This window comes from Natronobacterium gregoryi SP2 (assembly GCF_000230715.2).
In the GTDB taxonomy this organism is placed as follows: Archaea; Halobacteriota; Halobacteria; order Halobacteriales; family Natrialbaceae; genus Natronobacterium; species Natronobacterium gregoryi.
The window spans coordinates 1,700,612-1,714,433 of record NC_019792.1 but is presented as its reverse complement, the minus strand read 5'-3'; the positions used below and the strand labels follow the sequence as shown (position 1 = coordinate 1,714,433).

15 protein-coding genes are annotated in these 13,822 nt (G+C 64.1%); 9 read left to right on the top strand and 6 right to left on the bottom strand.

The genetic code is table 11. The annotated features are described in order from the left end of the window. Window positions 1–2: 2 nt before the first annotated feature. On the bottom strand, window positions 3–872 hold the full coding sequence (gene rio1, locus NATGR_RS08445; RefSeq protein WP_005578354.1) for a serine/threonine-protein kinase Rio1: 870 nt from the start codon (window positions 870–872) through the stop codon (window positions 3–5). A gap of 170 nt (window positions 873–1,042) precedes the next feature. Between rio1 and arcD the strand changes: the two genes are divergently transcribed. From arcD to NATGR_RS08420, 5 genes are all read left to right on the top strand, one after another. Next, window positions 1,043–2,509 carry an arginine/ornithine antiporter ArcD gene (gene arcD / locus NATGR_RS08440; protein WP_015233467.1) on the top strand — a complete coding sequence of 489 codons (1,467 nt, stop codon included), beginning with the start codon at window positions 1,043–1,045 and terminating at the stop codon, window positions 2,507–2,509. Between the two features lie 368 nt (window positions 2,510–2,877). Beyond that, on the top strand, window positions 2,878–3,246 hold the full coding sequence (locus NATGR_RS08435; RefSeq protein ID WP_015233466.1) for a 2Fe-2S iron-sulfur cluster-binding protein: 369 nt from the start codon (window positions 2,878–2,880) through the stop codon (window positions 3,244–3,246). A 60-nt stretch (window positions 3,247–3,306) separates the two neighbouring features. Then, window positions 3,307–5,400 (top strand): NAD-dependent DNA ligase LigA, encoded by a 2,094-nt coding sequence (ligA, locus tag NATGR_RS08430; RefSeq protein ID WP_005578360.1) that lies wholly within the window; start codon window positions 3,307–3,309, stop codon window positions 5,398–5,400. A 53-nt stretch (window positions 5,401–5,453) separates the two neighbouring features. Further along, window positions 5,454–6,206, top strand: a complete 753-nt coding sequence (locus NATGR_RS08425) for a hypothetical protein (RefSeq protein WP_005578361.1) — start codon at window positions 5,454–5,456, stop codon at window positions 6,204–6,206. Between the two features lie 45 nt (window positions 6,207–6,251). Continuing rightward, window positions 6,252–6,560, top strand: a complete 309-nt coding sequence (locus tag NATGR_RS08420) for a glutathione S-transferase N-terminal domain-containing protein (RefSeq protein ID WP_005578362.1) — start codon at window positions 6,252–6,254, stop codon at window positions 6,558–6,560. On the opposite strand, the gene NATGR_RS08415 is transcribed toward NATGR_RS08420, so the two are convergent. The 5 genes from NATGR_RS08415 to NATGR_RS08395 all read right to left on the bottom strand — a co-directional run bounded on the left by NATGR_RS08415 (window position 6,543) and on the right by NATGR_RS08395 (window position 10,589). Beyond that, window positions 6,543–7,556, bottom strand: coding sequence for an ArsA family ATPase (locus NATGR_RS08415; protein WP_005578364.1), 1,014 nt, complete (start codon window positions 7,554–7,556; stop codon window positions 6,543–6,545). The genes NATGR_RS08420 and NATGR_RS08415 overlap by 18 nt on opposite strands. Before the next feature lie 70 nt (window positions 7,557–7,626). Then, the gene (locus NATGR_RS08410) at window positions 7,627–8,277 is read right to left on the bottom strand and encodes a hypothetical protein (RefSeq protein ID WP_005578366.1); all 651 of its coding nucleotides are present in this window, start codon (window positions 8,275–8,277) and stop codon (window positions 7,627–7,629) included. Between the two features lie 109 nt (window positions 8,278–8,386). Next, a complete protein-coding gene (locus NATGR_RS08405; protein WP_005578368.1) occupies window positions 8,387–9,319 on the bottom strand; it encodes an ABC transporter permease in 933 nt (310 codons plus the stop codon). Then, complete coding sequence (locus NATGR_RS08400) at window positions 9,316–10,248, bottom strand: ABC transporter ATP-binding protein (RefSeq protein ID WP_005578369.1); 933 nt, start codon at window positions 10,246–10,248, stop codon at window positions 9,316–9,318. Before NATGR_RS08400 ends, NATGR_RS08405 begins: the two co-directional genes overlap by 4 nt. Window positions 10,249–10,325: 77 nt before the next feature. Further along, the gene (locus NATGR_RS08395) at window positions 10,326–10,589 is read right to left on the bottom strand and encodes a hypothetical protein (protein ID WP_005578371.1); all 264 of its coding nucleotides are present in this window, start codon (window positions 10,587–10,589) and stop codon (window positions 10,326–10,328) included. Between the two features lie 87 nt (window positions 10,590–10,676). On the opposite strand from NATGR_RS08395, the gene NATGR_RS08390 reads away from it, so the two are divergent. The 4 genes from NATGR_RS08390 (at window position 10,677) to NATGR_RS19385 (ending at window position 13,787) form a co-directional block, all read left to right on the top strand. After that, window positions 10,677–12,434 (top strand): excinuclease ABC subunit C, encoded by a 1,758-nt coding sequence (locus NATGR_RS08390; RefSeq protein ID WP_005578372.1) that lies wholly within the window; start codon window positions 10,677–10,679, stop codon window positions 12,432–12,434. A 74-nt stretch (window positions 12,435–12,508) separates the two neighbouring features. Then, on the top strand, window positions 12,509–13,039 hold the full coding sequence (locus NATGR_RS08385; protein WP_005578374.1) for a hypothetical protein: 531 nt from the start codon (window positions 12,509–12,511) through the stop codon (window positions 13,037–13,039). Window positions 13,040–13,238: 199 nt separating this feature from the next. Next, complete coding sequence (locus NATGR_RS08380; protein ID WP_005578377.1) at window positions 13,239–13,538, top strand: translation initiation factor; 300 nt, start codon at window positions 13,239–13,241, stop codon at window positions 13,536–13,538. A gap of 78 nt (window positions 13,539–13,616) precedes the next feature. Beyond that, window positions 13,617–13,787, top strand: coding sequence for a hypothetical protein (locus NATGR_RS19385; protein WP_015233464.1), 171 nt, complete (start codon window positions 13,617–13,619; stop codon window positions 13,785–13,787). Window positions 13,788–13,822: the final 35 nt, after the last annotated feature.

The following is a 13,822-nucleotide window of genomic DNA, read 5'->3' as shown; positions in this document are numbered from 1 at the left end:
CGTCAGTCTCGAGAGGGGTCGGGGTCCGGATCAGTGACGAACTCGAGTAACTTGTCGGGATCTGTCTCGAGGCCCTGCCGGGCAAAGAAACTCGCGACGTTCTCGCAGTCACGCTCCAGAAAGTCTCGACTGTTGGGATGGTGGACGGTGACGGCCTGGCCGACGTCGATGATCACTAGTTGGCCCTCGTCGAAGACGACGTTGTACTCACTCAGGTCGCCGTGGACGATCCCGGCGGCGTAGAGTCGGCGCATGTACTCGCGCATGACATCGTAGGCCGTCTCGGGATTCTCGATGTGGACCTCGCCGAGTCGCCTGGCGCGGCCCGCTTCGTTCCCGATGTACTCCATGACCAGGACGTTTCGCTCGGCGGCGATCGGTTCCGGGACGCGGACGCCCGCTTTCTTCGCCCGCCGCAGGTTCGCGAATTCCTTTTTCGTCCAGGCGAGGACAACGTCTTTCTTCTTGCCGCCCAGGCCCTCGAATCGGGGGTCACCCTCCAGGTAGTCACGCATCTGCCGGAAGTTCGAGGCGTTGATTCGATAGATCTTGACCGCGACCTCGCGGTCGTCGCCCAGCGCGTGGTAGACGTTTGCCTCTTTGCCCGTCGAGAGTGGGCCGCCGAACGCCTCGACGTGGCCGTCCTGGACGAGTTTATAGAGCGCAGCGAAGGTCGCGTCGTCGAACACCGATTGTTCGACTTTGAACTGGTCGGCGTCTTTGATTCGTTCCTCGAACTGCTCGAACTCGCGGTCGCGCTTGCGGGCGATTCTGTCGGCTTCAGTGTCGGCGACGTCGATCTCTGCCCACTCGTCGCCGGGCGTGTCAGCTTCCTCTAAATCGACCAGACCGTACTCCGTTCCCTGTCCCATCTATCGGATCATAGAGGGTCAGGACGGGTAAAAGACCGGGTCCAATCGTGAACGCAAGCGTGGATAGCAGCTGTTGTCACGTCGTGGTCGAGCATTGGAAGAGTTCCACCCAATATAGAACGAGCATTGGATATTTACGTCCGATGTGAAAACAATCACTAATTCACCGCATGGACCTGGACGCTCGACCAAGGACGTACCACGAGATATCCCGGGACAAGCGCCCGTCACTTGGCGAGGCGCTCGTCCCGCTTGCAGGGATGGTCCTGTTTCTCTCGGCCGGCATGATTTGGCTCGGGATGGACCCGCAGATGCCGCTGTTGTGGGGTATCGCTTTCGCGGGGATCTGGGGGCGATATTACTTCGAGTACACCTGGTCGGATCTCTACGAAGGGATCGTTCGAAGCATGGTGACCGGAATGCAGGCGATTTTCATTCTGTTCGTTATCTACATGCTCATCGCGTCGTGGATCGATTCCGGAACGATACCGACGCTGATGTACTACGGGCTGGAATTTCTCTCACCTCAGATCTTCCTGCCGTTCGCGGCTGTCCTCTCGGCAGTCGTCGCTTTTTCGGTTGGCTCGTCCTGGACGACGGCCGGAACGCTCGGCGTCGCGATGATCGGTATCGGCTCCGGTCTGGGCATCCCAGAGCCCATGACGGCCGGTGCCGTTCTATCGGGCGCTTACACTGGAGACAAGAACTCACCACTCTCTGAGACGACGAACCTCGCCGCCGCAGTGACGAACACGGAACTGATGGACCACATTCGGGCGATGCGTCCCGGGACACTGATCGCGTTTGCGATCTCGCTCGCGTTGTTCGTCGTTCTGGGACTGGACGCGAGCGGAACGATTCCGTCCGGACAGGTCACCGAGATCCAGCACGCACTCGCGGGCAGTTACGCCATCTCACCGACTTCGCTTTTGCCACTCGTCCTCACGTTTGCTCTCGCGTTCTACGGATTTCCTGCACTCCCATCGTTGGGAGCCGGTATCTTCGCCGGCGTCGGGATCAGCATCTCCCTGCAGGGCGTCGGCTTTGCCGCCGCCTGGAAAAACGTCCACTTCGGTACCGGCCCCGAAACGGGCGTCGACCTTACGAACGAACTGCTCGCAAGCGGCGGACTCGCTGGCTCGATCTGGGTTATCTCGATCGTCGTCTCCGCGCTGGCACTTGGTGGAATTCTTCAGAAGACAGGGGTGCTGGCGGCGCTTGCGTACCACATCGGACAGACAGTCAGCAGCGTTGCAGGATTGACTGCCGGAACAGCTGCAGGAACGATCACCATGAACTTCCTGGCTGCAGAACAGTACATGGCGATCGTCGTCCCGGGAATGACGCTACAGAACATCTACGACGAGTACAATCTCGAGAGTCGCAACCTCTCTCGAGCGATCGAAGCCGCAGGAACGACGACGTCGGCGTTCGTCCCCTGGGGATCGGGTGGCGTCTTCATGGCGTCGGCGCTTGGCGTGCCCGTGATCGAGTACGCTCCGTACTACTTCTTCGGGATGATTTCGCCGCTCGTGTTGCTCCTGATGGGTGTGACTGGCTGGCGAATCACCTACAAGGACGGCGGCGAGCAGGAGACTGCGACGAAGCGGGAGACGGCGAAGCCGACCACGGACTAAGACCCGTTGGTTTACACGCTGTCGAGGTGTATGTCATCGGGCTTGACCCCAAGACAGTTCACCAGTGTCTGCCGATCGCCAGCCTGTGATCGGCGAGAGGACTGTACTACAACAGCCGTTACCGCTCGTGGCGTGAGGGGGCTGTCGGGCGAGTTGCCATCGTCTGTCCTGTGTTGCTCTCCCCGGTTCTGTTCCGTTCCATCCAATCCCATCATATCCAATCCCGCTCTCTCCTCTCTTCTTCTCTTTCGTTCTCGCCTATCCGATCTTCTCCCATCGCATCCCCACGAGGGCTTTTGCTCCTACTCGCCGTATCGACACTGTATGACCGAACCGCATACACGACGAGCGCGACTGACGGAGCACCGGTGACGCAGTACGACGTGACACTCGAGTGGCCGGACGACGGAACCGATACCGTCGCCGTAAGTCCCACAGAGACGGTACTCGAGGTCGCCCTGCGCGAGGGAATCCGGCTGCCCTACGACTGCCGGGAGGGGACCTGTATCACCTGCGTCGGCCGGGTTCTCGCGGCTGGTGGGGACGAGACGCCCGGCGCTGAGGAGGCAGTCGACGCCGCCGACGCGTTCGACTATCGACGCCAACCGAAGGCGCTCACCGAGGACGAGCGAGCGAACGGCTACGTCCTGCTGTGTATCGCCGTGCCGCGGGCCGATTGCCGCGTTGCGGTCGGGCCGATGGTTCGATCCGAGGTGGGCGACAGCCCGTGGAGCTAACCGACGATCGGCCGACTACAGTAACGTTATCGGGCAGGCTCCGCAACCGTCGAGCAACGAATGTCTCGCGCCGATAGCGTCGACGAAGACAACCCCTATCTCCGCGATCCGCCGACCGACTTCGACCCCGTCGAAGAGCTATCGGCGGACGAGGCCCGCGAGCAGGTCGCGTTGCTCCGCGAGGCGATCCGGGAGCACGACCGACGATACTACGTCGAGACCGATCCGATAATCGCCGACCGCACGTACGACGCGCTCTTTGCACGCCTGCAGGAACTCGAGGACGCGTTCGACCTCACCCACCCCGACAGTCCAACCAGGAGCGTCGGCGGCGAACCAATAGAGGAGTTCGAGACGGTCGAACACGTCGCGCCGATGCTCTCGATCGACCAGAGCGGCGAGGAGGCGGACGTCCGGGAGTTCGCGGATCGAGTTCGTCGAGAAGTGGGAGACGTTCGGTACGTCTGTGAACCCAAGTTCGACGGCGTCTCGATGGCGTTCGTCTACGAGGACGGCTCGCTCGAGCGTGCCGTCACCCGCGGCGACGGCCGCGAGGGCGACGATGTCACCCAGAATGCTCGCACCATCGGCTCCGTCCCGCAAAAACTGCACGGCGACTCCCCCGACTTCCTCGCGGTGCGTGGCGAGGTCTACATGCCCAAAGACGCGTTCCAGGAACACAACCGCGAGCGGATCGAACGCGGCGAGGAACCCTTTGCCAACCCACGAAACGCGACCGCGGGGACGATCCGGCAACTCGACCCCTCGATCGTGGCCGAGCGGCCGCTCGAGGTCTTTTTCTTCGACGTGCTCGAGGCCAGCGACTTAGAGGACAGCCACCGCGAGGAACTCGAGCGGTTCCCCGAGTGGGGGCTGCGGGTGACGGACCAGGTCGAGACAGCAGCGTCGATCGACGACGCGATCGACTACCGCGACCGCATGCTCGAGGCCCGAGACGACCTGAACTACGAAATCGACGGTACCGTGATCAAGGTCGACGACCGCGACGCCCGCGAGGAACTCGGCCGCACCGCCAGACACGACCGCTACGCGTTCGCCTACAAGTTCCCCGCACGTGCGGAGGTCACCCCCATCGTCGACGTCGCGGTCCAGATCGGCCGCACGGGGCGGGTGACTCCGGTCGCCCTGCTCGAGCCGGTCGACGTCGGCGGGGTCACGGTCTCGCGGGCGAGTCTGCACAACCCCGAGGAGATCGCCGAGAAGAACGTCGACGTCGGCGACACCGTTCGCGTCCAGCGGGCGGGCGACGTGATCCCCTACGTCGCGGAGGTCGTCGAGAAAGGAGCGGAGAACGATCCCGAGAGCCACTACGAACTTCCCGACCACTGCCCGGTCTGTGACAGTGCGATCGAACGCGACGGCCCGATGGCGTTCTGTACCGGCGGGCTCGCTTGCGACGCACAGCTCCGGCGGTCGATCGAGTACTACGCGAGCGACGACGGCCTCGACCTCGAGGGGCTGGGCGAGAAGAGCGTCCGCCAGTTAGTCGACGCCGGCCTGCTCGAGTCCGTCGCGGACCTCTACGAACTCGACGGCGAGAACCTGACCGCACTCGAGGGCTGGGGCGAGAAGAGCGCCGAGAACCTCCTCTCCGAAATCGAGGACACCCGGAACCCACCGCTCGCCGACTTTCTCTCGGCGCTTGGCATCCCCCACGTCGGCCCGACGACGGCCCGCGAACTCGCCCGCGAGTTCGCCAGGTTCGAGACCGTCCGGGAGACTGCCGAAACCGAACCCGAGCGACTCGAGGGCGTCGACGACGTCGGCGAGACCGTCGCCGGCCAGATCCACGACTTCTTCACGAGCGAGGCAAACGCCGCGGCGGTCGACGACGTGCTCGCACACGTCTCGCCCACGGAATCGGAACTCGAGTCCGGCGGCGACGAACTCGAGGGGCTGACCTTCGTCTTCACGGGCTCGCTCGAGGGCGTCACGCGCAGCGAAGCCCAGGAGACCGTCGAGGCTCACGGCGCGAACGCCACGGGAAGCGTCTCCGGCAACACGGACTACCTCGTCGTCGGCGAGAACCCCGGGCAGACGAAACGCGACGACGCCGGGGACAACGACGTGCCGATCGTCGACGAAGACGAGTTCCGGGAGTTACTGGCGGAGCGTGGGATCGACCTCGAGTGACGCCGACATATGAAATATCAAACTTTTATCCGAGCCGATTCGAATTCGGTACGATGCCCTCCCCGCCGGATTCGCTCTCTCCACTCCAACGCGATCTGCTCATCGCCGCCCTGGCGGTCGTACTCGTAACCGCTCCGCTCTGGGTCGGTGTCTTCGGACTCAGTGAACCGGTCGTGAGCTACGAGCGGGCAGAGGTTGTCACCGACAACGACACCATCGAGTTCCAGGGCGGCCCCGTGCACGGCTCCGTTCCGATCAGTGAGGACGTCGCCTGCTCGGGTAGCATACTGTACGAGACGCGAACCTGTGCCTTCGAGGCACAGCTCACCGACGACGAAACCGTACCGACCGGAATCAGAACGTCAGGAACAGCCACTCATGGATTCCCATACGAGGAGTATCGATACGCTCGGGTCGACGACGCGGTCTACGAGACGACGTATACAGTCGCCGAAGATCCCCAGGACGACATGAATCAGGTGCACGCCGCCCTCGAGCCAGCCGATCCCGACGACGTTCTCGAGTCGGTCTCGATCGATGCCGAGCGTAGTACGCTCTCCGAGGTCGTCCGCGAGACTCTCGAAAACGGCGAGACCCAGACCCGCGGTGAGGTCGACGTACCGGAGACACCGATCGAAACCGACGACGGCTACTATCGCGTGTATCAATCAGGGACGACCCAGCCATCACAGCGAGACGAGGCAGTACGGAGTCTCGTATGGTTTGGCGGACCAGTCGTCGGATTATGGCTCTTCTATCACCTCTCCGGGCGGATAACGTACGTCGACCGCGTGAAACGGGACTGAGCCGTCGGCCGGGAAGATTTTTCCTGCGCGACCCGTGTCTCCCGTATGACCGATCCCGACCTCGTCCTCTACGAACTCGCGGGCTGTCCGTACTGCATGAAGGCCCGGCGGGCACTCGAGGACCTCGAACTCGAGTACGACTCCCGATCCGTCCCTCGGTCCCGGAGTTCTCGGACCGCCGTCCACGAGGCGAGCGGACAGTACGGTGTACCGGTACTCGTCGACCGGACGAACGACGTGGAGGGACTGCCGGAGAGCGACGACATCGTCGCGTACCTCTACGAGGAGTACGGCGACGGACAGGAGCCACCGCCGTCGGGACTGGTCGGGCGACTGCTAACGCGGTTGTTCTAACCGGCGTTCGGCGGGCAACTGCTCTGCAATCGACCACACTGCCTCGAGTCCCTGCACTTCCTCCTCGAGTTCGGGCAACGTCACGACTGCGAGGTCCGGAAACCGTTCCCGAATTTCGGCGACCCGCTCCTCGTGGCGCTGTCGACGCGATTCGCACCGGCTGCAGCCGTCGGTCGCGTCCTCGAGCACCCGGTTGACGACGAGTCGTTCGACGGGGACCTCGTCCTCGCGGAGCTGGGCGACGAGTCGCTGCGTCTCGGCGATGGCCATCCCCTCGGGGACGGTGACGACGCGGAACTCGGTTCGGTCGGGGTCGACGATCAAGTCGCGGGCGCGCTCGAGGCGGGCCTGGAAGGCGGCGAGGTCGTCCTCGTCGTCGCCGTCGTTGGCCATCGCGGACATCGGGCCGAGGACGGCGGTTCGCGCGGCGGTCCCGATCCGGCGTACCTGGCCGCGCAGCGAACGCGTCGTCTCGAGGGCCAGCCCCATCACCTCGGGCGTGTCGAACAGTCGCAGGGTGTGGCCCGTCGGCGCGGTGTCGAAGACGACGACGTCCCACCGGTCGGCCTCGACGTACTCGACGAGCAGGTCCAGCGCCGCCAGTTCGTCGCCACCGGCGGGCGTCCCCGCGGCGAAGATCCGTTCGACTTCCTCGTCGGTGAGGCGAATGCCGGCTCTTCGCAGGTCGGCGGCAAGCGCCATCGCGAGTTTCTCGTAGCGTTTTGCCCGTGTGTCGGGGTCGATCTCGGCTGCCCAGAGCTCGCCCGCCCAGGTCGTGGCGTCCGGTTCCGGGTCGATGGCTTCGAACGATTCGTTGCCGATCGCTGCCGGTTCCGGGCCGAGGTCGATCTCGAGGGAGTCGGCGAGCGAGTGTGCGGGGTCGGTCGAGACGACCAGTGTCTCGTAGCCAGCGTCGGCAAGCGAGAGGGCGGTCGCGGCCGCACAGGTCGTCTTGCCGACGCCGCCCTTTCCGCCGTAGAAGAGACAGGTGGTCATTCGAACTCGAGTACGATCGAGAGCGTCCTAAACGTCCGGTTCGGTTGCAGTGAAGGTCGTCGCGAGTCGACTACCCGTCGACCGGCTGACGAGACTCGGGTCCGGACGATCCGCCTCGACGGCCGTGCCACCAGTGGTCGACCATCGCCCCGGTGCCGAGAAAGAGGACGAGAAAGCCAAACAGGAAGTTGAGCAGCGGGATATGGACGACGAGTGCGCCGACGACGAGCGCGAGCCAGAGGTTCGGCTCGCCGCTCCCGACCTTCCGGAGCAGGTACGACCCGAACACGATCGTCCCGACCGTCGCCGAAACGTAGAGGAACAACATTCCGGCGAAGAAGGCGATCATGAGGAGCAACACGATCGGCTCCGGTACACCCAGTTCGACGAGTACGAGGACCACGAACATCAGGAAGACGATACCGACGAATCCGCCGACGATTGATCCGAACCCGAGCGCCACCGATCGAATCGGTCGATCGTAGCTCCAGGTCTCGATAGCCCGGACGTACGAGCTGGACCGGATCACTTCCGAGACGATCAAAGCGAGCACGCCGAACCCGACGGAGAACGCGACGTTGACCAGGTAGACAAGTACCGCGAAAACGGCGAGGACAGCGAGGTCCGCTTCGGGCGACACTGGTTGCGGATCGGTCTGTGCGACGATAGCCGCGAGATCGGGCGTCGACGCTGCGAGCGAGTTGAACAACAGTGCGGTCATGATCGAAGATCGGAAAGGCGGACGGTAAATGGTCGCCCGCGTTTTCGTGGTCGGAAACCCCCTCGAGTGTGGGAACTCGGCTCCTCCCCGGGTGTGGAGGACGGAGCCGCTACAGGTCGGTCCGGTCGAACCGATAGATCGCCAGCGCGACCGGGATCACGATCCAGGCGAGCAGGATGAGCAGGGCGAACCAGTCTTGCAGGTAGAACGGGATCGAGCCGTCGAACATCGTCTCGAGGGCAGCGACCTCTTGCTCGCCGAGTTCGGCGGCAGAGGTGACGAGCGAGAGGACGTTCCCGTAGGCCGCGTTCGGGTTGAGGTTTTGGAACAGCATGGTGAGTTCGGCGATCGTCTCGCTCTCGGGGAGGTAGTCGAACGCCATCAGGAAACCAACGGCCGTGGCGATGGTGCCCCAGACGACGTAGAACAAGACGAACACGCCGAAAGCTCCGGCGGCCGCGAAGGTCGTCGAGCGCGTCACCGAAGAGACGGCGATCGCAACGCTCGTGTAGACGATGCCGTAGAGGATCGACACAGCGAGCAAGCCGACGTAGTCGGTCGGATCGAACGTGCCGAGCAACACGGCGACCGGGACCGCGGCGAGGACGAAGCCAACGAGTAGCGACAGCGACAGGACGCCGGCCCGTCCGACGAGTTTGCCGAGGACGACGTCTCGTCGCGAGTGGGGCAGCGAAAGCATGATCTTGATACTCCCCGACTCGCGTTCGCCGGCAATCGCCTTCCATCCGAGGACGAGAGCGATCACGGGAATGATCAACGACCCAACCCCGTAGACCTGACCGACGAGAACTTCGGTCGTCGCCCCTTCGGCCAGAATCACGTCGCCGCCGAAGTACGAGATGACGCCGGTCAGGGTGACAAGCAGTGCGAAAAAGAAAACGCTCAGACCCCAGAACAGCCACGACCGGACGGCATCCCGGAAGTCCTTCCGGGCGATAGCCCGCACGCTCTCGAGATCGATCGACCGCGTCGAGCGTTCGGCGACAGGCACGTCAGTCGCCGACTCGGCTTCCGAACTCATCGCGCTTGCACCCCCGTCTCGGCTTCGGTCGTGTACGACTGGAAGACGTCCTCGAGCGACGCCTCCTGGGTCGAGAAGTCACGGACCTCGATGCCGTGATCCTCGAGTTCGCCCAGGACTGCGGTCTTCGAGCCGTCGACGCCGACGACGAGCGTGGGCTGGCCTCCGTCTTCGACGGTCGCGCTCGAGACTTCCGAGAGTGATCGGACGGCCTGGAGTGTGTCGTCGTCGATCCGGTCGACGGTGACGCGAAGCGTCGTGCCATCCTCGAGGGAGTCTCGAAGTCCCTCGACGGAGTCGACGGCAACCATCTCGCCGTTCCGGAGGATGCCGACGCGGTCACAGACGGCTTCGACCTGTTCCATTCTGTGGCTCGAGAAGAAGACGGTTGCGCCGCGGTCGTTCTCGGCGCGGACGATCTCGCGCATCTCGCGGGCACCGTTGGGGTCGAGCCCGGTGGCGGGTTCGTCGAGGATAAGCAAGTCGGGGTCGCCGACCAGCGCCATCGCAAGCATCAGTCGCTGGGCCATCCCTTTCGAGTAGCCACCGGCTTTCTTGTCGGCCGCGTCGGCGATGCCGACCCGCTCGAGTAGCCGGTCGGGATCGGCGTCGACGCCTTTCGAGTCGATGGCGAACTCGAGGTGCTGGCGGCCGGTGAGGCGGTCGTAGACCTGGTAGCCCTCGGGGAGAACGCCAGTCCGCGAGCGGATCTCGCGGCTGTGTGTCTGGGCGTCGAGTCCGAGGACCTCGACCCGCCCGTCCGTCGGGCGGACGAAGTCGAGCAAGACGTTGATGGTCGTCGACTTTCCAGCGCCGTTGGGGCCGAGAAAGCCAAACACCTCGCCGTCCTCGACCTCGAACGAGAGGTCCTGCAGAGCGAGGGTCTGACCGTAGGACTTGGTCAGCCCGTGGACTGTGATAGCGGGCATAGGTATAGCCAAGTTGTCGCGGCGTTTCCCGATAAGGATTGTCACTTCCTGCTCTGGAAGCAGGTGAAACGGACGGGTTAGATCGGTTCGTCCGGTTCGTACCGCTCTGACGTCCGTTCGACTTCCGTAGCGTACCGGTCTCTGGTTTCCTCGTCGGCGACCGACTCGAGTTGGTCTTTCTCGATCGACTTCGCCGCAGTCACTTTCGAGTTGGTCGCGGCGGAGGCGGCGAGTTCCCGGCGGTAGACGTGTTCGCCGTCGGCGGTGGCGTAGGTCAGCGTCACGAGTCCCTTGTCGTCGTAGTCGCGTTCGACCAGCCAGCAGCGGCTCTCCTCGCTCATACACGGGCTTGCGAGGGCGAGCACCGAGAAAGTACCGCGTCGGGTCGAGGAGTCAGGCTGAAACCCCTTCCTTCCCTAGGGCCGTCGATGAACGCCGAGGTGGTTCGCGAGCGGGCAAACGAGTTACCGCGCGACCCCGGAGTCTACCAGTTCCAGGCAGACGACGCGACGCTGTACGTTGGGAAGGCGGTCGACCTCCGGAACCGAGTCCGGTCGTACGCAGATCCGCGCTCGGCACGGATCGACCGGATGGTCGACCGCGCCGACGACCTCGAGATTGCCGTTACGGACACCGAGACCCAGGCCCTCCTGCTCGAGGCGAACCTGATCAAGCGCCACCAGCCGCGGTACAACGTCCGGCTGAAAGACGACAAGTCGTACCCGATGGTCCAGGTGACGGACCACGAGGCCCCGAGGATAGAGATCACTCGCGACCCCGACGAGTCCGCGACCGTCTTCGGTCCCTACACCAACAAGAGCCAGGTCGAGACCGTCGTGAAGGCCCTGCGCGAGACCTACGGCGTCCGCGGCTGTTCGGACCACAAGTACGAAAACCGCGACCGTCCCTGTCTCGACTACGAGATGGGGCTGTGTACCGCGCCCTGTACCCGCGAGATCGACCTCGAGAGCTACGCCGAGGACGTGACTGCGGTCGAGCGCTTCCTCGAGGGTGAGACCGGTGTCCTCGCGGACCCGTTGTGCCGGGAGATGGAGTCCGCTGCACAGGACAAGCACTTCGAGCGTGCGGCGAACCGCCGGGATCGACTCGAGACCGTCGAGGTGTTCCACGGCGAGGGCGGCGAAGCCGTCCAGTCGGTCGGCGACGAACGCGCCGTCGACGTCCTCGGCGTCGCTATCGAGGGGACGGACGCGACCGTTGCCCGCCTGCGGGCCGAGGACGGCAAACTCGTAGAGCGGGAGCGACACACGCTCGAGGCACCGACGGCCGACGGCGCTGGCGACGAGTCGGGCGGTGTCCCGGCCGTCCTCGCGGCCTTCGTCGTCCAGTACTACGCCGAACGGGAGTTACCGGACGCACTCCTATTGCCCGAACGTCACGGCGACGAGGAGGTCACGGCCTGGCTCGAGGCCGAAGGTGTCTCGGTTCGAGTCCCCGGCGCAGGACGGGAGGCCAAACTGGTCGAACTCGCGCTGAAGAACGCCCGGCACAACGTCTCCGGCCGCGACGAGTGTGCCATGCTCGCGGACGCGCTCGACCTCGAGACTGGCCGCGTCGAACGCATCGAGGGGTTCGACGTGAGCCACGCTCAGGGGAAGGCAGCGGTCGGCAGCGACGTCACGTTCGTCGATGGCAGCGCCGAGAAAGCCGACTATCGGCGGAAGAAACTCACCGACGAGAACGACGACTACGCGAACATGCGGGCACTGCTCGAGTGGCGGGCCCGCCGTGCCGTCGAGGGACGGGACGACCGGCCGGACCCCGATCTGCTGTTGATCGACGGCGGCGAGGGACAACTCGAGGCGGCCCGGGAGGCGCTGGCCGAAGTGGGCTGGGACGTGCCCGCTGTCGCGCTGGCGAAAGCCGAAGAGCGCGTCGTGACGCCGGACCGGGAGTACTCGTGGCCCAGCGACGCCCCCCATCTGCACCTGCTCCAGCGCGTTCGCGACGAGGCCCACCGCTTTGCGGTGCAGTACCACCAGACGATTCGTGACGACGTGAAGACGGTACTCGACGACGTGCCCGGAATCGGCCCAGAGACGCGAAAGCGACTGCTCGGGCGGTTCGGCAGCGTCGAGAGCGTTCGGGAGGCGAGTCTCGAGGACCTCCAGAGCGTCTCGGGTGTCGGCGAGAAGACGGCACGGACGGTCAAAGAGCGACTGTAGCGTCTCCTCGAACTGCCACGCGAAAAAGTCTGATCAACAACACATATGTGTTCTCGTAGTGTGGCGTCGTCAACATGAACGAGTTCGTCCGTGCGATGGTCGTCCCCTTCTTCATGGCCCTCTTTCCGGCAGTCTGGTTCGTGAATCGCAATCTGACGACGGCACAACTCCCGCCGACGGTTGAGCCGAGCGCCGGACTGATCCTGCTCGGACTCGCCGGTTCCGTCGTCGGTTCGGCCGCCGTCGCAGCCCTCCTCGCGTTCGTCGGACGGGATCGATCCGTCCCTTCGGAAGAGCTACCGTACCGACAGCGCATCTTCCAGCCGGATACCGACGCCCTCCTCGTCTTCGCTGCTCTCGTCGCGCTCTGTGCGGGCTGGGCACTGGTCGCGTTCGCCGGCATCGGCCCAGCCGTTCTCGGCCACGTACTGACGTTCGCCATGATTCTGCCCGGGTTGCCGCTGCTCGTTCTCGCCCCGCTCGCCATCCACTCGACGATCGCGACGATCGTCGGTCTCGCCGCCTGCGCGCTCTGGCTCTCCGTCCTCTCGGTCGGCACCGCCGAACTCACCCGAAAACGATCCGGAAATCCGACTGATAACTAGTACCGTCCCAACCGTCGACTGCTGAGCAGAACCGAACGACTGCATCTGGTTCTGCTCAGCAGTTTAGGCTTGGACCGCCACTAGTGCTTTGGCAAGCCTGAACGGATGAGTGAAACCGAATGCGGTCGTCTGGGTTCACGCAGCAGTCGACGCTTGGCGGAGTACTAGGGCTATTGCGCTGGAGCCCCTGTCCAGACACGTGTCCAACGACGACGACGAGCTCGAGGACTTGCTCGACGAACTCGACAGCCAGGGCGACCTCGACGCGTCCCAGCAGATGCTCTCGATCCGAACCGAGAGTCGACGGTACGACAAGCCAGTGACGATCATCGAGGGGTTCGACCTCGAGGCGAGCGAGATCGAGACCCTCGCTTCGGAACTCAAGCAGTCGCTCGGGACGGGCGGAACCGTCGATGACGGCCGGATCGAACTGCAGGGCGACCACCGAAGTCGTGTTCCGGAGTTGCTTCAGGAACGTGGCTACGAGGTGCGGGAGTAGCAGTCACGTTCGCGGACGATCGAAACGGGAAGAGACGTAGTCAGCAAGATTATATCTCTTGCGCGAATCGTCCACGCCATGCCAGCGGAGCCTCTCGCCGCGTTTCCAGCCGCAACGGTCGTCTTCGAAGACGGAAAGGAAGTGGACAACGTCGCCGTGAAAGTCTATCCGAACTGGATTCAGGTTCGCGGGGAAACCTCGAGTAGCTACTATTCTCGAGAGAGTATTCGCGCAGTCCACGGCGACTGATCGTCTCTGGTTCGGCCGGTTACAGACGAATGCAC